This window comes from Psychroserpens sp. NJDZ02 (assembly GCF_004843725.1).
Lineage (GTDB): Bacteria > Bacteroidota > Bacteroidia > Flavobacteriales > Flavobacteriaceae > Olleya.
In genome coordinates, this window is record NZ_CP039451.1 from 1,139,981 (window position 1) to 1,163,899 (window position 23,919).

General features: G+C 33.4%; 21 protein-coding genes and 1 tRNA gene. 15 read left to right on the forward strand and 7 right to left on the reverse strand.

All coding sequences use genetic code 11. From position 1 onward, the window contains the following. Positions 1 to 129: 129 nt before the first annotated feature. Both E9099_RS05080 and E9099_RS05085 read right to left on the reverse strand, forming a co-directional pair. The gene (locus tag E9099_RS05080) at positions 130 to 1,110 is read right to left on the reverse strand and encodes a ribonucleotide-diphosphate reductase subunit beta (RefSeq protein ID WP_136582621.1); all 981 of its coding nucleotides are present in this window, start codon (positions 1,108 to 1,110) and stop codon (positions 130 to 132) included. 611 nt (positions 1,111 to 1,721) lie between these two features. Then, the gene (locus tag E9099_RS05085) at positions 1,722 to 2,291 is read right to left on the reverse strand and encodes a DUF3109 family protein (protein ID WP_136582622.1); all 570 of its coding nucleotides are present in this window, start codon (positions 2,289 to 2,291) and stop codon (positions 1,722 to 1,724) included. Positions 2,292 to 2,448: 157 nt separating this feature from the next. On the opposite strand from E9099_RS05085, the gene E9099_RS05090 reads away from it, so the two are divergent. From E9099_RS05090 to E9099_RS05100, 3 genes are read left to right on the forward strand one after another with little or no spacing between them, the layout of a single operon-like run. Further along, complete coding sequence (locus tag E9099_RS05090) at positions 2,449 to 3,030, forward strand: MarC family protein (RefSeq protein ID WP_101016495.1); 582 nt, start codon at positions 2,449 to 2,451, stop codon at positions 3,028 to 3,030. 29 nt (positions 3,031 to 3,059) lie between these two features. Further along, the gene (locus E9099_RS05095; RefSeq protein WP_136582623.1) at positions 3,060 to 3,257 is read left to right on the forward strand and encodes a hypothetical protein; all 198 of its coding nucleotides are present in this window, start codon (positions 3,060 to 3,062) and stop codon (positions 3,255 to 3,257) included. Continuing rightward, the gene (locus E9099_RS05100) at positions 3,257 to 3,862 is read left to right on the forward strand and encodes an FAD-dependent oxidoreductase (protein ID WP_136582624.1); all 606 of its coding nucleotides are present in this window, start codon (positions 3,257 to 3,259) and stop codon (positions 3,860 to 3,862) included. Before E9099_RS05095 ends, E9099_RS05100 begins: the two co-directional genes overlap by 1 nt. Here E9099_RS05100 and E9099_RS05105 read toward each other — a convergent pair. From E9099_RS05105 to E9099_RS05115, 3 genes are all read right to left on the reverse strand, one after another. Continuing rightward, on the reverse strand, positions 3,859 to 5,454 hold the full coding sequence (locus tag E9099_RS05105; protein ID WP_136582625.1) for a S41 family peptidase: 1,596 nt from the start codon (positions 5,452 to 5,454) through the stop codon (positions 3,859 to 3,861). The two genes, E9099_RS05100 and E9099_RS05105, sit on opposite strands and share 4 nt — an antisense overlap. Continuing rightward, a complete protein-coding gene (locus E9099_RS05110; RefSeq protein ID WP_136582626.1) occupies positions 5,454 to 5,885 on the reverse strand; it encodes a deoxycytidylate deaminase in 432 nt (143 codons plus the stop codon). The genes E9099_RS05105 and E9099_RS05110 overlap by 1 nt, the downstream gene beginning before the upstream one ends. A gap of 120 nt (positions 5,886 to 6,005) precedes the next feature. Next, positions 6,006 to 6,596 (reverse strand): HupE/UreJ family protein, encoded by a 591-nt coding sequence (locus E9099_RS05115; RefSeq protein ID WP_136582627.1) that lies wholly within the window; start codon positions 6,594 to 6,596, stop codon positions 6,006 to 6,008. A 152-nt stretch (positions 6,597 to 6,748) separates the two neighbouring features. Between E9099_RS05115 and E9099_RS05120 the strand changes: the two genes are divergently transcribed. Both E9099_RS05120 and E9099_RS05125 read left to right on the forward strand, forming a co-directional pair. Continuing rightward, the gene (locus E9099_RS05120; RefSeq protein ID WP_136585135.1) at positions 6,749 to 7,720 is read left to right on the forward strand and encodes a type I phosphomannose isomerase catalytic subunit; all 972 of its coding nucleotides are present in this window, start codon (positions 6,749 to 6,751) and stop codon (positions 7,718 to 7,720) included. 8 nt (positions 7,721 to 7,728) lie between these two features. Further along, complete coding sequence (locus E9099_RS05125; RefSeq protein WP_136582628.1) at positions 7,729 to 8,739, forward strand: LacI family DNA-binding transcriptional regulator; 1,011 nt, start codon at positions 7,729 to 7,731, stop codon at positions 8,737 to 8,739. Between the two features lie 50 nt (positions 8,740 to 8,789). On the opposite strand, the gene E9099_RS05130 is transcribed toward E9099_RS05125, so the two are convergent. After that, a tRNA-Leu gene (locus E9099_RS05130) sits at positions 8,790 to 8,869 on the reverse strand. A gap of 145 nt (positions 8,870 to 9,014) precedes the next feature. Here E9099_RS05130 and E9099_RS05135 point away from each other — a divergent pair. The 3 genes from E9099_RS05135 (at position 9,015) to pth (ending at position 11,337) form a co-directional block, all read left to right on the forward strand. Continuing rightward, positions 9,015 to 9,956, forward strand: a complete 942-nt coding sequence (locus tag E9099_RS05135; RefSeq protein WP_136582629.1) for a ribose-phosphate pyrophosphokinase — start codon at positions 9,015 to 9,017, stop codon at positions 9,954 to 9,956. A 51-nt stretch (positions 9,957 to 10,007) separates the two neighbouring features. After that, on the forward strand, positions 10,008 to 10,622 hold the full coding sequence (locus E9099_RS05140; protein WP_136582630.1) for a 50S ribosomal protein L25/general stress protein Ctc: 615 nt from the start codon (positions 10,008 to 10,010) through the stop codon (positions 10,620 to 10,622). Positions 10,623 to 10,770: 148 nt separating this feature from the next. Continuing rightward, the gene (gene pth, locus E9099_RS05145) at positions 10,771 to 11,337 is read left to right on the forward strand and encodes an aminoacyl-tRNA hydrolase (protein WP_136585136.1); all 567 of its coding nucleotides are present in this window, start codon (positions 10,771 to 10,773) and stop codon (positions 11,335 to 11,337) included. A gap of 51 nt (positions 11,338 to 11,388) precedes the next feature. Here the strand turns inward: pth and E9099_RS05150 are convergent, their stop codons facing one another. Continuing rightward, on the reverse strand, positions 11,389 to 14,400 hold the full coding sequence (locus tag E9099_RS05150; protein ID WP_136582631.1) for a zinc-dependent metalloprotease: 3,012 nt from the start codon (positions 14,398 to 14,400) through the stop codon (positions 11,389 to 11,391). A 141-nt stretch (positions 14,401 to 14,541) separates the two neighbouring features. On the opposite strand from E9099_RS05150, the gene E9099_RS05155 reads away from it, so the two are divergent. The 7 genes from E9099_RS05155 (at position 14,542) to E9099_RS05180 (ending at position 23,883) form a co-directional block, all read left to right on the forward strand. Continuing rightward, on the forward strand, positions 14,542 to 17,373 hold the full coding sequence (locus E9099_RS05155) for a T9SS-dependent choice-of-anchor J family protein (protein ID WP_136582632.1): 2,832 nt from the start codon (positions 14,542 to 14,544) through the stop codon (positions 17,371 to 17,373). Positions 17,374 to 17,454: 81 nt separating this feature from the next. Continuing rightward, the gene (locus E9099_RS05160) at positions 17,455 to 18,366 is read left to right on the forward strand and encodes a bifunctional riboflavin kinase/FAD synthetase (RefSeq protein WP_136582633.1); all 912 of its coding nucleotides are present in this window, start codon (positions 17,455 to 17,457) and stop codon (positions 18,364 to 18,366) included. Further along, on the forward strand, positions 18,359 to 19,678 hold the full coding sequence (locus E9099_RS05165; RefSeq protein ID WP_136582634.1) for an HTTM domain-containing protein: 1,320 nt from the start codon (positions 18,359 to 18,361) through the stop codon (positions 19,676 to 19,678). Before E9099_RS05160 ends, E9099_RS05165 begins: the two co-directional genes overlap by 8 nt. Before the next feature lie 176 nt (positions 19,679 to 19,854). Beyond that, positions 19,855 to 21,132: a serine--tRNA ligase gene (serS, locus tag E9099_RS05170; protein ID WP_136582635.1), complete on the forward strand. Its 1,278-nt coding sequence runs from the start codon at positions 19,855 to 19,857 to the stop codon at positions 21,130 to 21,132. A gap of 146 nt (positions 21,133 to 21,278) precedes the next feature. Then, entirely contained in the window at positions 21,279 to 21,407 is a 129-nt protein-coding gene (locus tag E9099_RS19605; protein WP_262710422.1) for a hypothetical protein, read from the forward strand. Positions 21,408 to 21,576: 169 nt separating this feature from the next. Then, the gene (locus E9099_RS05175; RefSeq protein ID WP_240788955.1) at positions 21,577 to 23,361 is read left to right on the forward strand and encodes a tetratricopeptide repeat protein; all 1,785 of its coding nucleotides are present in this window, start codon (positions 21,577 to 21,579) and stop codon (positions 23,359 to 23,361) included. Between the two features lie 6 nt (positions 23,362 to 23,367). Next, positions 23,368 to 23,883, forward strand: coding sequence for a GNAT family N-acetyltransferase (locus E9099_RS05180; protein ID WP_168800717.1), 516 nt, complete (start codon positions 23,368 to 23,370; stop codon positions 23,881 to 23,883). The last annotated feature ends 36 nt before the right edge of the window (positions 23,884 to 23,919 follow it).

Below are 23,919 nucleotides of genomic sequence, written 5' to 3' on the forward strand. Positions count from 1 at the left end.
TCAAAACCTTAATCATTTAGGGGATTAATTAATTTATTTAGGATTGGGGCAAAAGATTGCCAAGCACCACACACAATGCTAATACAACTTAGTATTCCAATAAAAATTGTTTACGATTTGAAGTCGATATTAAAAATCGAAATCCATATTATATTTATCTTCATCGACTTCCTTATTCATAACTCCAGCTTTTTGGTAGTCCCCCACTCTTTTCTCAAAGAAATTGGTTTTACCTTGAAGTGAAATCATTTCCATAAAATCGAATGGATTAGCGGTATTATATACCTTATCACAACCTAAGTCATCTAAAAGACTATCAGTTACAAACTCAAGATATTGCGTCATTAAATTAGCATTCATACCAATTAAACTTACAGGAAGAGACTCTGTTATAAACTCTCTTTCAATGTTTAAGGCATCCACAATAATTTCTTTAATACGTTCTTTTGGCACTTTATTAACCAAGTGATTTTCATGAAGGTGTACTGCAAAATCACAATGCATTCCTTCGTCACGAGAAATTAATTCGTTAGAAAACGTCAAACCTGGCATAATACCACGTTTTTTTAACCAAAAAATAGAACAAAATGATCCTGAAAAGAAAATCCCTTCAACTGCTGCAAACGCAATTAAACGTTCTGCAAAACTTGGAGATTCAATCCATTTAAGTGCCCAATCTGCTTTTTTCTTAATGGCAGGAAAGGTTTCGATAGCATTAAATAATCCATCTTTTTCTTTTTCGTCTTTAACGTAAGTATCAATTAATAACGAATACGTTTCACTATGTATGTTTTCCATCATAATTTGGAAACCATAAAAGAATTTTGCTTCGCTATACTGCACTTCATTTACAAAGTTTTCAGCTAAGTTTTCATTAACAATTCCATCACTAGCAGCAAAAAAGGCTAATATATGTTTGATAAAGTAACGCTCGTCATCTGTTAACTTCTCAGTCCAATCTGAAATATCTTGATGTAAATCAATCTCTTCAGCAGTCCAAATACTAGCCATTGACTTTTTATACCACTCCCATAAATCATGGTGTTGAATTGGAAAAATCACGAATCTATCTTTATTCTCTGCTAAAATTGGCTCTACTTCTTGTGACATTATATTGGGTTTTTCTATGATTTAAGTTTGCGGTTTGTGGCCATAACTTGGGGGTCAACAAAGATTGGAAATAATCTATGATTTTAAAAGGTAGTTTGCACTAAATTTTCTCAAAGTTTTTAACATTGATTGTTAAAATGTAGGTCTACAAGTGGCTGTTGTTGGTGTTTCGGAATTATTAAGTTTTTGATAAGTTTTTATTATAAAAATTTAACTTCAAAAACCCTTAAATAACAAAAAAAAAGAACTACTTTATAACTCCTTTTTCAATGTTGTTTTTCAGAAATCCGCAATACACTGACCCTTAAACACAAACAAACTTGCTTCGAAAAAACAAACGTTATAGCGCTACAAAATAGCGAATTACATAAAATAAAAATCTAAAAAAGAACCATTTTGACTCCTCCATAAATATTAAAATGTCTGATTTTTATGAATTTACGCGTAAAATACTTATGGATTACTAGCCTTAACGAACACAATTATTATTTGAGAAAATAATAGACGACAACTAACCTGTCAGATTTAATTTACAAAATAAGAATTAGGCATCAAACAACACAATAACCAGCGCTACTTTTTATAAAAACAACAAAAATAAACATCTCTTATTATCTTGACATTTTACTTGCTACTTTCTCTAATTCAGTATACCAATCTTCACCAAATTTTCTAACTAAAGCTTCTTTTACAAACTTATAAACGGGCACCTGTAATTCTTTACCTAAAGAACAGGCATCATCACATATATCCCACTTATCATAATTTACGGCAGAAAACTCTGTATACTCTTTAACTCTAATAGGGTATAAATGACAAGAGACTGGTTTTTTCCAATCGACTTCGCCTGCATTATAGGCTTGTTCAATACCACACATCGCCGTTTTGTTATCATCAAAAGTAACATAAGCACATTCTGCACCATCAACCAAAGGCGTTTCAAGATCACCAAAACCAGTAACAATAAAAGCCCCTTGCGCCTCAATAGAAGCAATACCTTCCTTACGCAGATAAGGCTTCACCTTAGGATAAATATCTTTTAAAATTTGTGATTCCTCTTTACTTAGAGGCGCACCTGCATCTCCCTCCACACAACAAGCTCCCTTGCATGCAGATAGATTACACACAAAGTCTTTTTCTATTATCGCTTCAGATACTATTGTTTTGCCTAATTGAAACATACTACAACTTAATTATTTTTAAACAAAGATAAAGCATCTAACCAAAGTAGGACGCATTTATCTAAAAACAAGAAAGTAACTGTAAGTTTAATATTGTAGTTCAATGAATTAAGCCTACTTTTGCCGAAAATTTTAAGATAATTTAAATTATAAAATCATGACTATAAATTTTAAAGAAATATTTACGGTATTCATGGTTCTTTTTGCAGTTATCGATATTGTAGGTAACATTCCAATAATCATTGATTTACGCAAAAAAGTAGGACACATACAAAGTGAAAAAGCATCTATTATTGCTGGAACCATATTAATTGCTTTTTTGTTTTTAGGAAATAGCATACTTGAACTAATTGGTATTAACGTAAGCTCTTTTGCGGTAGCAGGTTCTTTCATATTGTTTTTTATTGCACTAGAAATGATATTAGGCATCACCTTATATAAGGAAGAAGAAACAAACCCAATAACAGCATCTGTATTCCCTCTAGCCTTCCCACTAATCGCAGGACCAGGAAGCTTAACAACCTTATTATCCTTGCGTGCAGAATATGACATCAAAAATATTATTATAGCTGTTATATTAAATGTACTTGTTATTTATTTTGTACTAAAAACATCTAGACGTATAGAACGCCTAATTGGACAAAACGGAATAAACATTATCAGAAAGGTATTTGGTGTTATATTACTAGCCATAGCCGTAAAGCTGTTTACAGACAATATCAAAGTCCTTTTAGCCTAATTTTTGTATTTTTATAAAAAATTTTAATCATGAAACCATTTATTTATATCATAACGTTTTTAGCTGCTGCTCTAATTATTTACAATTCGACACAACTAAATTTCTCATCGCTGTTTGACAAACAAAGCACCATAGCAATGATTACTATTTTAGCGTCACTTTGCGCTATTGCATTAGTTCAAATTTTACGAATTTCTAAAAAAATAGAAGCTAAAACAAGACAATAATGCTATTTGATACTTTAATAATTGGTGGTGGCGCAGCGGGATTATCTTGCGCTTTAGTTTTAGGTTCTGGATTAAGCAAACCATTTGCTGACGGTAAAAAGGTTGCCATAATTACCCATCAAAAAACTTCGCATTTACAAAATGCCCTGTTTAATAACGTTCTAGGACTAACACCTGGCACTTTAGGAAAAGACCTATTAAGTGACGGAAAATTACAGTTAGCTAATTTGTACCCAGACGTTATACAGATTGATAATGAAAAAGTTGAAGAGATAACAGAAACCGAATTCGACTTTAAAGTCACTACTAACAAAACCACTTACACAACAAAACGTGTTGTGATAGCTGTTGGCTATACTAACTTATTAAATATAAAAGGACTAGAAAACTACATCAAACCGCACCCGAAAGCTGCTTTAGAAAAAGATAGAATTTGGTTAGAAAACACCGATCATTTAATTAAAAACAACCTATATGTCGCTGGAACGTTAGCCGGTTGGAGAAGTCAATTTGCGATTGCTTCTGGAAGTGGCGCACATGTTGCCACAGATATTTTAACCCTTTGGAATAATGGGAAGCACACCAAAATACACGATAAACATTAATTATTAGACGACTGGCTTAACTCCACAACCTTATCTATCATAATATCATGTTTATTTAATATTTTAAAATAAGCACCATAACCGTATAATTGCTCCGCTAAAGTCGCTTTTAAGTAATACTTAACCTCATCTTTGTATGCGACAAAAACAATATTTGATCTCGTTTTTAGTTTTAAGAAATCTTCTAAAGAACGTATTACCTCATCACTAATTGTGAAGTTTTCAAAAAAATCTTCTTTTGATATAGCACTGTAAGCCGCTCTTTCTTTTTCTAACTCTTCAAAAATAAAATTATTTAAATACCCTCTTCTTTCTAAAAAGGTCAACGTTTCGTTTTGCATTTGCTCATCATAAGGCACAAACACGTCCGGAATAATTCCACCACCACCATAAACAATGTTTCCTTTTGGCGTCGTAAACTTTAAAGAGTCCGATACCTCTATTTTTTTTTCGTCTAACAACTCCCCTCTATTTAAACGGTCAGAAAAATCATCATAATAATCTCTATTTCCGTTTTCGTAAGAGCGTTGAATAGATCGACCTGTAGGTGTATAATATTTAGAAACTGTTAAACGCACAGCACTCCCATCTCCTAAAGTCATTTCACGTTGCACCAAACCTTTTCCATAGGAGCGTCTTCCAACAATGGTTCCTTTGTCATTATCTTGTAAGGCACCTGCTATAATCTCTGAAGCAGAAGCAGAATTTTCATCAATCATAACATACACATGACCTTTTTCAAAATCCCCTTTTTTTGTTGCATAACTCCGATCTTCTTTCCCTTTTTTATTTCTGGTATACACAATTAACTTATCGTCTTCTAAAAACTCATCCACGATATTGACTGCTATCTCTAAAAAACCACCTGGATTCCCTCTTAAATCCAAGGCTAATTTAGTAGCTCCCTCCGTTTTTAATTTTAATAATGCTTTTTTAAATTCATCATAAGTACTTTCTGCAAAACGGTTAACTTTTATATACCCTAGATTATACGTAAGCATATAAGCCGCATCTACACTTTTAATAGGCACTTCGTCTCGTGTTACATTAAATGTTAATAATTTAGGCTCTCCTTTCCTAAAAACTTTTAGTATCAACTCAGAGTAACGTTCGCCTTTTAACTTATCTACCAGCGTATCATTGCTATAGCTCCCTCCTAAAAGAGATTCACCATTAGCAGACACAATCCTGTCACCACCCAAAATCCCAACCAAAGCACTAGGACCATTTTCTATAGTCTTTATAACCGTAATTGTATCTTTAAACGTGTAAAAATTTATACCAATACCCACAAACTTACCTTTCATATTCTCGGTAACTTTCTGCATATCTTCTTTAGGAATATATACCGAATGTGGATCTAAATTATTCAAAATACCATTAACCGTAATATCAACAATGCTGTCGGTATTAACCTCTTCAACATACTCGTAATCAATATAGTCAATAAGTCTATTTAATTTATCCTTTTTACTGTTAGACGTAAATAACCTATCCGATGTATCTCCAAAATTTAACTTACCTCCAATAAAAATACCTACCGCTATTGCAGCACCAATGATAAATGGAAAATATATTTTGGTTTTAGCCATTATTCTTCTAATTGTTCAATTAATTGCAATTCGATACCTGCCTTTTCCAAAAACTTAAGACCCGAATCGTCTTTATAACCTTGATTATAAACCACACGTATGATTCCAGCCTGATGTATTAATTTACTACAGTCTTTACATGGTGACATCGTTATGTACAACGTAGCACCTTTGCAAGATTGGGTGGAAGAGGCAACTTTTAAGATTGCATTTGCCTCTGCATGTAACACATACCATTTGGTATACCCCTCCTCATCCTCGCAAAAATTTTCAAAACCACTAGGTGTACCATTATAACCATCGGATATTATCATTCTATCCTTAACAATTAAAGCACCAACCTGCTTACGCTTACAAGAAGATAATTTCCCCCATTCCGTAGCAATTCTCAGATAAGCTTTATCATATTTTAGTTGTTTCTGTTCTGACATATTTAGTTAAATAGAAATGAAAACACGCTTAAAGACGCGTTTGAATACAAAACGAAGATACTCGCTTCATATTTCAATTACAATTCTAAATAACAAGTTTTATGAAAACTTTAGTGAAAACTAATTTAAAAAAGGGCTATTTAAAAGCATCGGAATAACCAATCCAATGACAATTGCAGAAATCACCATAACCCAATCTCGTTTAGAAAATCTAAATACTGTTTGAAAAATATAACCTAAGAAAAGAATTATAAAAACAATTATAATTTGCGCTATTTCAATACCTAAAGCAAACTCGACTAATCTAAGTAATTTACTATCTCCTTTATCCAGGCTCATTCTAAACTCTCTTGCAAAACCAAAACCGTGAACAAGTCCAAAAAACAATGTAGACACAAATAACAGACCTATTTTCTGACTTTTAGCCGTTTTACCTGCAGTAAACACGTTATAAATCGCTACAATAAAAATGGTAATAGGTATAAGAAACTCGATTAAATTACCATCTATTTTCACCATCCCATAGCTTGCTAATACCAAAGAAATAGTATGACCAACAGTAAACATCGTTACTAACAAAAACACACGTTTCCAATCATTAAAAAGATAAGGAACAGCTAAAACTATTAAAAATAACACATGGTCATACGCATTAATATCTAATACATGATTAATTCCATATTGCACATGTATCCAAAAGTCTTGAAGCATAAATATTTAAGTTTTAGGGTTGCTGTAAAGATACATAAAAACAAAAAACGCATTGCAAACGGAAAGTATTTTTGGATGTTAAAAAAAAGGATTTCGCAAAAAACTATAAAGTATAATGATAGTTTGGTAAATTTGACCCCTGAACTATGACTATGATATTATACCCTCTAAAATTCCAACCCATATATAAAACAAAATTATGGGGAGGTGAAAAACTAAAGACAGAACTTGGCAAAGATTTCACAGAGAAAAACATTGGTGAATCTTGGGAGATTTCTGACGTTGAAAATGATGAAAACAAAGTTTTACAGGGTCCATTAAAAGGTTTTACTTTAAAAGAATTAATTAATAAATATAAAGGTGACTTTTTAGGGCACTCTGTTTACAACACATTTGGCAACAACTTCCCTTTACTTATTAAATTTATAGATGCTAAAACACCTTTATCAATACAGGTTCACCCAGGCAATACAATAGCAAAAGAACGTCATAACTCCTTTGGAAAAAATGAAATGTGGTATGTTATGCAGGCTGAAAAAGAAGCAGAACTAATTATTGGTTTTGAAAAAGAAATTAATTTAACGCAATACGAAACCCATTTAGAAAACAACACCATATTAAATGTCATGCATCACGAACTAGTAGAAAAAGGTGACACTTTTCACATACCTACAGGAATGGTACATGCTATAGGATCTGGTGTTTTACTCGCAGAAATACAACAAACCTCTGACATTACCTACCGTATTTATGATTACGACAGAATAGATCAAAGTACTGGGATTAAAAGAGAACTACATACTACACTTGCTAAAGATGTGATTGATTTTTCGGTTCATGAAAATTACAAAACGACCTATAAAACAACTAACAACACGTCAAACACTTTAGTACACTGCCCTTATTTCAAAACAAACTTCTTACAAATTGAAGGCGTTTTAAAAAAAGACTACTCAACCTTAGATTCTTTTATTATTTACATTTGCGTCGATGGAAGTATGACCATAGAATGGAAAAACGAGACCTTTAATCTAAAAAAAGGAGAAACTATATTACTTCCAGCAACTATTCAAAACATTTCTTTATCTTCAAGAGATTGTCAATTACTAGAAGTCTATTTATAATATAAGCTATGAAAAAAATCACCTTAAAAGACATTGCTATTCACTTTAGCGTTTCTATTTCGACTGTTTCGAAAGCGCTAAATGATAGCCCAGAAATAAGTAAAGCTACTGCCGAGGACATTAAAGCATATGCTAAAGAAATAAACTACACCCCTAATTTTAATGCATTAAGTTTAAAAAACCAACGCACTAAAACGATTGGTATTATTATTCCTAATATGCTTAATTACTATTTTGCTCAAGTTTTAAAAGGAATAGAAAAAATAGCAACCCAAAAAGGATATAAAATTATCACCTGTATTTCTAACGAGTCTCTACAAAAAGAAATAGAAACCATACAAATGCTATCTACTGGCGTTGTTGATGGTTTTATTCTATCCGCTGCCGAAGAAACAGAAACGAAAAAAGACTATAGTCATTTTAGTTCGTGTATTGAAAAAGAAATCCCCTTAGTCATGTTTGACCGCGTTGTAGAGGATATAGATTGCGATAAGGTAATTACTAACGATTTTATGGCCTCTGTAAATGCTGTTAATTACTTCAAAAACAAAGGCTGTAAAAAAATAGCTTTTGTTGGCGCCAACATGGACCTAAGTATTGGCAAACTAAGACATGAAGGCTACTTAGCTGGTTTAAAAAATAACAACCTTGAAAAGGATAACAATATCATTATTACGACACATGAAATGTATTATAAAAATCATGAAACAGTAGTAAAACCTTTATTCGATCATACATTTGATGCCTTAATTGCCTCAAATGAGTCTGTGGCAATTGCAGCTTTAAAAATAGCGCAAGACAAAGGTATAAAAATACCGCAAGATGTATCTGTTCTAGCTTTTTCTAACGGAATTTTAGCGAGACATTCAAACCCAAGATTAACCACTATTAGTCAACATGGTGAAATTATAGGAGAAAAAGCAGCCACTTTGCTAATAAATAAACTTGAAAACAAAATTACCACCACCACAACAGAAACGGTTGAGACCGATATAGTGGTAAGGGATTCTTCTAAGTAAACGTTTGAAAACAAAAAACCTTCAACTTATAAAGGTTGAAGGTTGTTAAGTACTCAAGGCGGGAATCGAACCCGCACTCCGAAGAATCGGATTTTGAATCCGACGCGTCTACCAATTCCGCCACTTGAGCAATTTTGATTTTACAAAAATAAATATATTTTGGACAAATCCTTTAAAAATCGCCTCTAATATCATCTAAACATGAAAAATTATAGTAAATTTGCACCTCATTAAAAATAACGTAGCGTAAAAACCTACCTAACAACAGATTAACAATGCCAAATACAAAGCCAGAAGCTAAAATATTTTCAATAACGCAAAGTAAAGCTTTAGCAAAGAAAATTGCTGCTGCTTACGGGTCTGATTTAGGTAAAGTAATTACTTCGACTTATAGTGATGGAGAATTTCAACCATCATATGAAGAATCTATTAGAGGAGCACGTATTTTCATAATTGGATCAACTAATCCAAGTTCTGAAAATTTAATGGAAATGTTGTTAATGATTGATGCTGCAAAACGCGCATCCGCACGACACATTACTGCTGTATTACCTTACTTTGGTTGGGCTAGACAAGACCGCAAAGACAAACCTAGAGTACCTATTGCTGCAAAATTAGTAGCTAAAATGTTGGAAACAGCTGGAGCGACTAGAATTGTAACCATGGATTTGCATGCTGATCAAATACAAGGTTTTTTCGAAAAGCCTGTTGATCATTTATTTGCCTCAACGATCTTTTTACCATACTTAAAAGAGTTAAATCTTGACAACCTAACAATTGCTTCTCCTGATATGGGAGGATCAAAACGTGCGTATGCCTATTCAAAAGCATTAGAAAGTGATGTCGTGATATGTTACAAACAACGTGCTAAAGCCAATGTTATTTCTCACATGGAATTAATTGGAGATGTAACAGGTAAAAATGTGGTTTTAGTTGATGATATGGTGGACACCGCTGGAACATTAACAAAGGCAGCTGATTTAATGATGGAACGTGGCGCACTTAGTGTAAGAGCGATCTGCACACATCCAATTTTATCAGGAGATGCTTATCAGCGTATAGAGGACTCTAAATTAGAAGAACTAATAGTTACGGACTCTATTCCACTTAGACAAGAAAGCAAAAAAATTAAAGTACTAAGTTGTGCCGATTTATTTGCAGAGGTCATGCAAAACGTACATTATAATAAGTCTATTAGCTCTAAGTTTTTAATGTAAACTTAGTTAGCAAAATAAAATTAGAATTCAAATAATTAAATATAAATAAAAATGAAGTCAATTACAATCAACGGATCCAAAAGAGAAAGCGTGGGCAAAAAAGTAACACAAGCCTTACGTAATGCTGGTCAGGTTCCTTGCGTATTATACGGAGGAGACAACCAAGTGCATTTCTCAGCAGCAGAATTAGCCTTCTCAAAACTTGTATACACACCAAATGCGCATACAGTTGTTATTGAGTTAGAAAGTGGTGAAAAATTTGATGCTATCTTACAAGATATCCAATTTCACCCTGTAACAGATAGAATCTTACACGTAGATTTCTACCAAACATTTGCTGACAAAGAAGTAACAATGGATATTCCATTAAACTTTATCGGAAACCCTCGTGGTGTTAGAAATGGTGGTGTTTTACGTAAAAACACACGTAGCTTAAGAGTTAAAGCTGTACCAGGAAACTTACCTGATTTTATAGATGCAAATATTGAAGACCTTAAGATTGGTAACAAACTTTACATTACCGCTTTAGCTAGCGACAATTTTACTTTCATGCACCCTGACAACACGGTTGTATGTTTAGTAAGACGTTCTAGAGCTGCTATTACAGTTGACGAAGATGATGAAGAAGCAGAAGGTGCAGATGCAGCAGAAGCGACTCAAGAATAATATCTTTATTCAAATAATAAAAAAAAGCATTCTGTTAATTCAGGATGCTTTTTTATTTTTACAAAAAAAATAAACACACATTATGTTTGATTGGATTATTAACTTTTTTAAAATTAATAAGGCGGTCACTATTGAAGAACAAGACCCTATGAAAAAATTTCTAATTGTTGGCTTAGGAAATATTGGAACAAAGTATGACCATACACGTCATAACATAGGCTTTAAAATATTGGACTTTTTAGCCGAAAAAGAGGACATAACCTTCGAAACTCAAAAACTAGGAGACATTGCTACTTTTAGGTTTAAAGGACGCACATTTATACTTCTTAAACCCAGCACTTATATGAATTTAAGCGGGAAGGCTATATTATATTGGTTAACTAAAGAAAAAATTCCATTAGAAAACCTACTTGTCATTACAGATGACTTAAATCTACCTTTTGGAAGCTTAAGAATAAAAACAAAAGGAAGTGATGGTGGTCATAATGGCTTAAAAGACACTCAAGACAAATTAAACACCAATAAATACAATCGTTTTAGATTTGGAATTAGTGATGCCTTTAGCACAGGAAGACAAGTGGACTACGTATTGGGAGAATGGGAAGCCGAAGAAAACAAAAAACTACCAGAACGCTTAGAAAAAGCAGCAGAAGTTATAAAATCGTTCGGAACAGCAGGCATAAATAATACCATGAATACTTATAATGGTAAATAAAAAAAAGGAAGCTAAAATAGCTTCCTTTTTTATTATATAATAAACACTCTTCTATCTAACTAATATTTTTTTTGTTATTGTAGATTTTTCATCTGTTACCTTTAATAAATATAATCCAGAGTCTACATTATCTAACTTGATTGTTTGATTAAAGTCATTTGAATTTTCAAAAGAATTCGTGTAAACACGTCTACCTCTTATATCATAAACCATTACATCTAAAATGGTCTCCAAACTATTACCCTTCGATTGAATAACAAATACTCCTTCATTAGGATTAGGATACACGTTAAACACTCCAAATTCACCTACAGGTAAATTCAACACATTTATACTATAATCCTCAACCTCGCCATCATAACCATCCTCACAAGAAGATGAGACTAAAGCATACTTTGTTGACACCCGCATAGTTGTAGTACCCAAAACGGCATCAGACGGCACTTCTATATTTAATCCAGAATTACTTGTAGGCCCATCAGCTACATCAACAGCTGTACCTAAATCATACGTTTCTTCCAAATCAAAAATACAATTTTGATCCCAATCAATCCAAACGCTAGTTATACAGAGATAATCTCCACCTGTATTTTGATTTACCGTTATAGAATAAGAAGCACCAGTAATAACATCTGTAATCTGACTTGAAGTAGGACTCACTCTATAATCACTATAACCTGAAGGTTTTTCCGATGCATTATTGATTTCTCCAAACGCTACTAAAGTTGTAGCTGTAGTATATGCCGTATTAGCAACAGAAGTACATAATCCATCAATAATAGTTAACAGCAAATCTACAGTCTTTATTTGACTAGCAGAAGTCCCTGTTACTGTTATAGTGTAATCTCCTGCTCTTGCTCCTGTCAAACCAGAAACACTAATTACAGTAGTCCCATCCGCATTTAAACTAACTTCTGAAAACACCGCAGTTGCAGGTAACGCAGGACTATAACTTGCTGAAAAACTAGTTGTTTCAGAAAAACTATTTACTGTCATCATATCAATACTATAATCCACTACATCTATCGAACAAGCAATTTGCGAACCTGAAGCATTATTTAAAACAAAAGAAGGTGTATTATTTATTGGAAAAACATCTGTTAAAGCATAAAATATATTGTCTGCTGCTTCTACCATTACTCTTGCGTTATCTGTGTCCGCTATAGAAGGAACCATTACTATTTCTGAACCATCATTTGCAACGTCAGAAGCTAATGTTGTCGGAAACGTTAAGCCTCCATCCGTAGAAAATTTTATATTCACCGTTTGACAATTAATAACCACTCCGTTTGACGATCCAACATTCCAAGTTAGCGTCTGACTAGTTCCAGACGCCCAAGCCGGAGGAGAAACCACAACAAAAGGTTGATTTCCTACAACATTTACAGCCATTAAATCGGCGTCCGTCTGACCAATACCATTAGCAAAACCACTGGCATTATCTCTAACTATAAAAGAAAAATTCATAGTTCTAGCTACTGCTGGAGTAACCTCCCAAGTTGGTGACAAATTTCCTGCAACAACATCACTATAGCTAGGCATAAATCGATCTGGGGATGCTGTAGGATTTATAGACCTATACATCGGTCCCGAAGTCCAATCAGGTTGTGGCGCTCCATTAGTTGGCGCTTGAGACGGATCATTTGGAGCCCAATTATAGGTTAAACTCGCTAATCCATCTGGATCCGTAGCAGAACCTCTTAACACGAAAGCTGTACTTGGTGGTATAGAATAATCAGGTCCAGCATCTGCAACTGGCGGCTGATTACTTAATGCCATAGTTGTACCACAATCACTAGTCCCGCCTGGTTGTATATTTTCAGATATATCCCTAATATTTACGAAATTAAAATGAGCGTCACTATTGGACTGTACGTTAGTCGTACAAATACCAGCGTACCCCATAATAGAACTACCAGAAGCAGGCTCAACTTCTGTTATGCCGTTTCCTGAACGGCTACAAGTATTCATAGTATGATAACCGCCAAATTGATGACCCATTTCATGCGCAACAAAATCAATATCAAATGGATCTCCTGTTGGATTAGCCCTACCTGTATACCCTCTTCCTTTTTGATTACCACCATAAGGTGCAACTCCATCTATACAAACACACCCTAAACAACCAGCACTACCCCCACCAGAGGTATTAAAGTTATGCCCAATATCATACAAGCTTTCATCATTTAATGTCGTTGAAATTGTTTCTTGTGTCTTAGTATTAAACTCGATACCCCATGGATCCGTTTCTGCATCATAATATATTAATTCATCATTCCTGTTTATAAAAACCAAAGTAATTGCTAAATCTCTTTCATAAACCTCATTTACCCTGTTAATAGTTATAGCCATTTGAGCTTGTATATTTTGCTTTTTTTGAGCATCCGTTCCCGTTCCTGCAAATATTGCTCCATATTCTCCATTACAGGACTGTGCCAAACGATATGTCCTTAATTGCATATCATCTGTATCCGCTCTCCTATCTGAAGTCTCATTTTTTAATGATCTTAATTCAACATTTTGATCCGTTAAACATTCAAAATCTTGCAAATCTTGCCCCAAAGCACTTCTCTCATAAACAATATAAAAATCGCTTGTTTTGGTATACGGATCTATAAATAAAGCGCCTCTCTTCCCAGATAATGACATGGTATGCAATCCAAATTGAGTTAAACTAAAACGCATAGTTGCTGTTGGATCATCGACACCTACAGCCTTATACGTTTTTACCATTGGATTTTTTATAGCTAATTCCGGCTCCATAATTGGAGCTTCAGACACACTAAAACGTTCAAGGTCACCTTCGGCATTAGGAAAATAAGCAAACACACTGGACTTTCCTATATCCTCACCTCTAACAGGCGCATTAACTATAGCTTGCTTCAATTTATCTATATTTAAATAAAAAACCTGATAATTTGATGGAAAAGAAACTCGTCGTACTTTTTCTAAACTTCCTAATTTACCCTCTGTTGATTTAATCCAATAATCTTGCTGAGCATATGTAAGCGTAAACGTAAACATAGCTAATGCTCCTAAAAAATTAATCAACAGCTTTTTCATAATATGGATAATATAAAATTTCCTACGAAAATAACAGGTTTATTGTTAAAACATTAAAAAAACACATATTACTTACGGATTTTAACAGACTCATTGTAAAAATTTACATAAATTTAACCATAATTTAAATCTATCTCTTTAATGAAAAAAATTACATTCTATCTTTTCACTATGTTTTTAGCTTGTTCTTTGACAACCATAGGACAGACTTCAAAAAAAATAAATAATAATAATAATAATAATAATAATAATAATAATAATAATAATAATTCTGATGACCTCATTAGATGTCATGCAGATCAATATAACGCTGGCATACTAAAAAGCAATCCTGATATGATGGGAAGTATCGCTTTTGAAAAACGATTAAAATCAAAAATCAATGCCTTAAGTCAACAAAGAAACTCACAGCAAAGGGTAGTTTTAACTATTCCTGTTGTAGTACATGTGTTTAACAATGGAGAAGCTGAAGGTGTTGATGCCAATATTTCAGACCAACAAATTTTATCTCAAATTGAAGTCTTGAATGAAGATTTTAGAAGAACACTAGGGACAAGGGGTTACAACACTAATCCTATTGGTGCTGATGTGGAAGTCCAATTTTGCATGGCTCAAACAGACCCAGATGGTCTTCCGACAAATGGAATTGATCGCGTAAACATTGGTCAAGATGGACTTACTGGAAATGGTTTAGATAGTAATGCAATAACAAATGATTTACAAAGCCAAGTTAATGCCTTAAAACCAAGCACTATTTGGGACTCATCCCTTTACATGAATATGTGGTCTGTAAAATTTAACAACGGAGGCTTATTAGGTTTCGCTCAATTTCCTGGAGGATCATCAACTACAGATGGAGTAGTGTCTAGACATTCATCTTTTGGTAGCAATGATGCTACAGGAGTTACAATCCCTGGAAACTTTAATTTAGGTAGAACAATGACCCACGAAGTAGGACACTTTTTAGGTTTATTTCATACTTTTGAAGGAGGATGTGCTGGAACTGGTGCTGATGCTGGAGATTTTTGTGCTGATACACCTGCTGTAGCAAATAGTGACTCAAACGGTAGTACGTGCAATACTGGAAATGATTCTTGCCTTGGAGATCCCGGCTTAGATATGGTTGAAAACTACATGGATTACAGTACTGATGCATGCATGGATACATTTACATTAGACCAAAAAACAAGAGTACAAGCAGTACTAGCGACCACTAGAGCGTCTTTGACGTCCTCAAATGCTTGTAACTCCCCAACAACACCTTACATAAATTTTGCTCCCGGAACTATATCTCCTTTTCAAGTTGCAGAAGGTAGTGACTGTGGGTATACAGAGTATGTTATTGACTTAAGTATGACTATTGCTGCAAATGCAACTGCTACTGCTGTATTAACAAATTCCGGCACAGCAACTGAGAATATAGACTACACACTAATAAATAACTCAGTAACTTTTCCAACTGGATCAACAATACCTAGTAACCCTATAGTATTAAGAGTTTTTAATGATAAACTTACAGAAAGTGATGAAACAATTACATTGTCTATCAATGTAAACACAACGGGCGACGCCATAGCACAATCTAACACTTACGAATACATTATTGGGAATGATGACAACATCGTAATTAACCAAGGAAACACCATATTATTTAGCGATGGATTTGAAACTTATCCTGATTTTGCAATAACACCTGTTGGAGGCTGGACCTTAATTGACAATGATGGTGATACCACATTTGTTTCGGACGCTTCTGATTTTTTAAATGAAGGCTATACCGGATCTTTTATCGTTTTTAATCCTTCAACAACAACACCTGCATCAAATACAGGTTGGGATGCACACTCAGGAAGAAAAGGCTATTATTGCTTTAATGCTGATGGTTCAGTAAGCGGAACTCCAGAAAATGATGATTACGCTATTACTCCTCAAATTGCATTAAGTGGAACTGGTAGTGAGTTAAAATTTTGGGCAAAATCACTAACAGATAGCTATAATGGTGGAGAACGTTTTAAAGTAGAAATTTCAACTACTAACACAAACGCTGCTAGCTTCACAACTATAAGTCCTGCTCCATACGAAGTACCCCCTTTAACATGGACAGAGTACACATATGATCTTTCTAGTTACGATGGACAAAACATATACATCGCTATTCACGTTGTATCCGCAGATGAATTTGTTTTTCTGCTAGATGACATCTCAGTAACAGCTAATGTAACCACGTTTATTCAAACTGATGCAAACACAACAACTGCAGATCAATTTAACATATTGGGAATAGGACAATCCTACGCTACTGACACTGTTTCAAATAACATTATGTTAGACATCGATAACTCAGGAGCATATGACTACGGCTGTACAACTGTAGCTGTATCTAGAGATTTAGCGACTGCCGGAACGGGAGCTGTATCCTATAACGGCGGTACAACCCCTGCTAATTATGTTACTGCTAAAACTTTTGATATAACATCTACTAATTCTGGTTCGGGAGATGTCACTGTTAATTTCTATTTCACAGAGGCAGAACTTGCTTCATGGGAAGCTATAACAGGACAAAGCAGAACTGATTTATATGCTATAAACGGTGACACTAATGAAGCTATCCCCGTAATAATAACAGGATTTGGTACAGATTCTAAACTTGCGGCCACATTTACAAACGGATTAAGTGGTACTTATTATTTTGGTAAACAAACCGCTTTTCTATCTGTTGGAGACTTTGAATTAGCTAATTCACTTTCAATTTATCCAAACCCTACCGTTAGTGCTTTAACCATAAAAGTAGACAACAAGGATTTACCAGATGCGTATCAAGTTTATAATATGCTTGGACAGTTAATTACTAAAGGTCAAATTAATAATAGTCAAGACTTAACAATAGATACTACACCTTTCAGTAATGGAATGTATTTTATTAAAATCTCAAAAACAGGTAATTCAATAACATTACCATTTATTAAGAAATAAAAAAGTATTTTCTAAATAACTTAAAAGCCAATTGATTTTATTCAATTGGCTTTTTTACTTTTGTAAAATAACAACGACTCATTGAAAACAAATCAAAAGCAACATACCGTACTAACCATTGGCACATTTGACGGTGTACATATTGGTCACCAAAAAATCATTAGACGATTAGTTGAAGTTGCCCATATCAAAGATTTACAACCCTCTTTGCTTACCTTTTTTCCGCACCCACGCATGGTATTACAGAAAGATGCCAATATAAAACTAATCAATACTATTAGCGAAAAAGAGCAACTTTTAAAACGATTTGGAATTACTAATCTAGTAGTTAAAAAATTTACAAAGGAGTTTTCTAGACTAACTGCCGAAGTATATGTAGAAGATATTTTAGTCAACCAACTCAAATCCAAGTATGTTATCATTGGATACGACCATCATTTTGGCCGCAACAGAAATGCCAATATTGAAGATTTAAAACAATTTGGACTTAATTTTGACTTTGAAGTTGAAGAAATATCAATGCAAGACATTGACGATGTCGCCATATCATCTACAAAAATAAGAAGCGCCTTAACCAAAGGTGATATAAAAACAGCCAACAGTTATTTAGGCTATAGTTTTATGCTAACCGGAACCGTGGTAAAAGGTAAAGGATTAGGCAAAACAATACACTACCCGACAGCTAACTTATATATCGAAGAATCATACAAACTAATTCCTAAACAGGGCGTATATGTCGTTAAAGCTTTAATTGATAATAGCGAAACTTTCGGAATGATGAATATTGGGACCAACCCAACAGTAAATGGTCAATCTCAAACTATCGAAACTCATTTTTTTAACTATAACAGCTCACTTTATGGTAAAAAATTAAGTATCGAATTATTACATAGACTTAGAGACGAACACAAATTTGATAACTTAGAGCAGCTAACAAAGCAATTAGATAAAGACAAAGCACAAGCTCAGGAATTTTTAAAACAACATGCTTAATACCTTTCTTTTTAAACAAATTGATAATAGCGCATTAATAGTTTTCAGAATTATTTTTGGTCTGCTTTGTTTTTTAGAATCCGTTGGAGCCATTTTTACAGGTTGGGTCAAATACACCTTAATAGATCCAAAATTTACGTTTAACTTTATAGGATTAGACTTTTTGCAGCCACTACCTGGTAATTGGATGTATGGTTATTATGCTATTATGGGCCTTTTTGGCCTACTTATAATGGTTGGCTACAAATACAGATTAAGCATAATTGCTTTTACCACAATGTGGATTTGCACCTACCTTATGCAAAAAGCATCCTACAACAATCACTACTATTTACTGTGTTTATTAAGCACAATAATGATATTCCTGCCAGCAAACACATACGCCTCCGTAGATGCAAAACTAAATCCCAGTATCAAAAAAATAAGCATGCCTAGTTGGTGTAAGTGGATATTTGTCATCCAACTTTTTATAATGTACACCTACGCGTCCGTTGCAAAATTTTATTCAGACTGGTTAGATTTAACTGTACCTAAACAATTAATGCAAGGCAAAGCAAATTATCCTATTATAGGTAGCGCATTACAACACCCTTTCTTTCCTTATTTAGTTGGTTATGGTGGTATCTTATACGATGGTTTAATTATTCCTTTATTACTGTTTAAACCCACAAGAAAGTTAGCTTTTATAGGCTCAATCTTTTTTCACCTGTTTAATTCCATTGTATTTGGCGTTGGTATATTCCCTTATTTAGCCTTAGCTTTTTCATTGTTCTTCTTCGAACCAGAAACAGTGAGAAATATCTTTTTAAAAAGCAAAACGTATTACAGTCGAGCTGAAATTAAAGTATTAAGCTACAAGCCTTATCTAATTACAGTAGCCAGTATTTATATAGCCATTCAAGTTATCCTACCTATTAGACATCATTTTATTGACGATAACGTCCTATGGACAGAAGAAGGGCATCGTTTATCATGGCGCATGATGCTTAGGTCAAAATCCGGATTAGCAACCTATAAAGTCGTGGACAAAAACACCAACAAAACAACCATTATAAACCTAAATGACTATTTGTCTAAAAAACAAAAACGCATGATTGCCACAAAACCAGATGTTATTTGGCAATTTGCACAGCATTTAAAAAAAGAGTTTAAAGCTAAAGGTCAAGACATAGCTGTATATGTAAACTGTAAAGCAAGCGTTAATGGCAGACCATTTACAACTTTGGTTAATCCTCAAATAGATTTAACTACAATCCATTGGAATACATTTAAACACAGCCAATGGTTATTACCATCTCAATTAGATAAATAATTTATTTTTAACTACACAAAATCTTACTACTTTTACATCTTATAATTTGAAGTTACCCTTTAGCGTTAAGGTTTACTTTCTTATATCAAAAAAAAAATAGAAACATGTGTTAATACCTTGTTTAAAAAGATATAACAAAAACACCTGACCTTTAGATAACAACCAAAACAAAACCTATGTTACAAGTACCATTTATTAGAGAAAACAAAGATTTAGTAATCAGCAGACTTGCAGTCAGAAATATTGATGCTACTGCAATGATTGAAGAGGTGATAAATTTAGATGAAGAGCGTCGTGCTTTACAAACTAAATTGGATGCAATATTAGCAGAATCCAATGCTATCTCTAAAGAAATTGGTATTTTATATAAATCTGGTCAAGCCGAAAAAGCAAATGCTTTAAAAAATAAAACAGCTGATTTTAAGGAAGAATCTAAGGAATTAAACGACCAGCTAACAACGACTGCCGAAGCTTTAAACCAAGCACTTTACAAAATACCAAATATCCCACATGCGTCTGTACCAAAGGGTAACAGCGAAGCGGATAACGAAGAGGTATTTTCTGAAGGTGAGATTCCTAAATTACATGATGGCGCATTACCACACTGGGAACTTGCAAAAAAATACGACATTATTGATTTTGAATTAGGAACTAAAATAGCGGGAGCAGGATTCCCTGTTTACAAAGGAAAAGGAGCCAGGTTACAACGTGCTTTAATCGCTTACTTTTTAGACAAAAATACTGCTGCAGGATACGAAGAAGTACAAGTGCCACATTTAGTAAACGAAGCATCTGCTTTTGCCACTGGGCAACTACCAGATAAAGATGGGCAAATGTATCACGCCACTAATGTAACACCAAGTCTCTATTTAATACCAACAGGTGAAGTACCTGCTACTAACATTTTTAGAAATGAATTAATAGACGAAAAAGATTTACCTAAATGCTTGACCACCTACACACCGTGTTTTAGAGTAGAAGCAGGTAGTTATGGAGCACATGTGCGTGGATTAAATCGTTTACATCAATTTGATAAAGTAGAAATTTTACGTGTAGAACATCCTGATAATTCATACAAAGCTTTAGACGGCATGGTTGATCACATAAAAGAGATACTTAACGAACTTAAATTACCATTCAGAATTTTAAGACTTTGTGGTGGTGATACCGGATTCACTTCTGCCCTAACGTTTGACTTTGAAGTGTTTTCCACAGCTCAAGACCGTTGGTTAGAAATATCTAGTGTTTCAAACTTTGAAACCTTTCAGGCTAATCGCTTAAAATTACGTTTTAAAAATAGTAATGGTAAAAACGAACTAGCACATACTTTAAACGGTAGCTCTCTAGCTTTACCAAGAGTACTAGCCGGTATACTGGAAAACTATCAAACGGAGAATGGCATAAAGATTCCTGACGTTTTAATTCCCTACACTGGTTTTGAATACATTAAGTAGTAAATTGTAGGATTTAACTTATTTTTTAACGTCAAAAAACCGATTAAACGTTAAAAAAAGCGTTGTTTAGCACATTTTTCTCTGTTTTACTTTGTAATTAGACAAAAAACAGTTTAATTTGATACAACAACAACAACCTACTAATTATGAAAACCATCGCAAGACTCTTGCTTTTCGTCGTACTTTTAACTGTTATGGTCAAAGTTTTAGACAAAAACACAGACCAACAGAATAGCAATAAAGATACTATAGCACAAGCACAAGCACAAAAATAAGAAATTAAAATTACCTGAATAAACCACAATCAAGTAATTACATCTTATACTGAATATATATTACTAATAACAAATTTATTAGATTGGATTAGTGCCTGAACTTTGTTCGGGCATTTTTTTTGCATAATATTTACATTTACTAACTTTTGTATTTGGTATCTTTACAATCATGATGATTAAACGCTTATTACCACTCCTACTATTTACATTCTCTTTTGCTCTTAATGCTCAAGAAGATTTAGTTGCACGCGAGTATTTTTCAGATGGGGAATTTGAAAAAGCACTGATTAGATACAAAAAACTATATATTAAGAAACCAGGAAACAACAACTATTTACTGCAAATTATAAAGATTGAACAACAATTAGAGCGGTATAAAGATGCTGAAACAAGGCTATTAGAAAGCCTCCAAAAAAAAGAAACACCTGATCTGTTAATAGAGCTAGGTTACAACTATCAATTACAAAACGACACTATTAACGCCAAAAACTATTACAATCAAGCTATTGCAACTTTAAATAAAAATACAAGCAATGCCTATCGCGTTGGTCGTACGTTTGAAACACTTTCGCTTTTAAATCAAGCTATCACAACTTATAATAAAGCAATGGAATTGAAACCAACGCTTAATTTTAATATGCAATTGGCCAAAATTTATGGAGAGCAAGGTGAAGTTGAAAAAATGTTTGTTAGCTATATTGATTTTGTTGAAGACAACTCTAACTACTTAAACACTATTAAAAGAAATGTTAGCGAATTTATATCCGAAGACGATAGTAATGAAAATAATATCTTTTTAAGAAAAATACTGCTCAAGAAGACGCAACAATCACAAGATTTAATGTGGAATGAAATGCTAAGCTGGTTATTTATCCAACAAAAAGATTACAACAAAGCATTTATACAAGAAAAGGCAATCTACAAAAGGCAGCTCAAAAGTTTAAGACGAATGATCGAGTTAGCTCTCATTGCAGAAAACCAAAAGCAATATGAAGAAGCGTTACAAATTTTCAATTTTATAATTGAAAACACTCAGGAAATAGGCACTAAATTATCTGCGCACTTAAAAAGCTTAGACATAATGACCAAAATTGCACTACCACAAGGTTATGCAGAGATTGACCAAATTTACAATTCCATTTTCGAAACCTACGATAAAACACCTCAAACGCTAGATTTGCAAGTAAGTTACGCTCATTTTCTAGCCTTTTATTTAGACAATCAAGACAGCGCCATTTCACTATTAAAAAACACTCTAAAATATAATGTTTCTAAATACGACTTAGCCAAAGTCAAATTAGAATTAGGTGATATTTTAGTACTCGAAGAAAAATTTAATGAAGCTTTAATTTATTACACACAAATCGAACGCAACTTAAAAAATAGCACATTAGCGCAAGATGCAAGATTTAGAATCGCAAAAGCAAGTTATTATAAAGGTGATTTTAAATGGGCGGAATCTCAACTAAAAATTTTAAAATCGTCCACCTCACAACTAACAGCAAATGATGCTTTAGATTTAAAACTACTAATTAGTGATAATAGAGCAGAAGATTCGTTACAAGTGGCTTTAACAAAATATGCTAAAGCAGATTTATTAGCCTTTCAGAATAAAAACGACGACGCCATTTCAATGTTAAATACCATTTTAGAAGAACATAAAACAGAAGTCATTATACCACAAGCATTATTAAAACAAGCGCTACTATTTGAACGGAAAAAAGATTACCAAAATGCTAAAGCAAATTACTTACGTATTATAAAAGACTATAAAGACAGTATTTTAATTGACAACGCATTATATAATTTGGCAGAACTCTCAGTCAATCATTTAGTAGAAACCGAAAATGCTAAAAAATTATACGAAGATTTATTATTTAATCATCCCGATAGTATTTATGCTGTAGATGCCCGAAAAAAGTTTAGAGCACTTCGTGGGGACGCACTAAATTAAAAAAATATGATCTTAGCCGAAACAGAACGTCTTATAATTTCAAAATTTACTCTTGCAGATGCACCCTTCTTTTTAGAATTGATAAACACACCTAAATTCAAAAAGTATGTCGGTGACCGTAACGTAAAAACCGTGGCGCAAGCAGAAGACCGTATTAAAAATGGCCATTTAAAAAATTACGAAGACTTAGGTTATGGCTTTTACAAATTGCTCTTAAAATCGGAAAATAACATTCCTATTGGCACTAGTGGTATAACACAACGTGACACTCTAGAACTTCCTGACATTGGCTTTGCAATGCTTCCGCAATATGAAGGTCAAGGTTATGGATTAGAATCTTCAAAACTAATACTACAATTGGCTAAAGATGTATTCAAAATCCCTAAAATAGGCGCAATAACATCAGAACATAACACTGGATCCATAAAATTAATAGAAAAATTAGGATTAACTTATGAAAAAAGAGTAAAACCCTTTGAGGATGATGCAGAACTTATGTTATTTGCAAAAACTTTACTGTAATTAGCATTCCGTTTAAATTTAGGAATACATTAAACA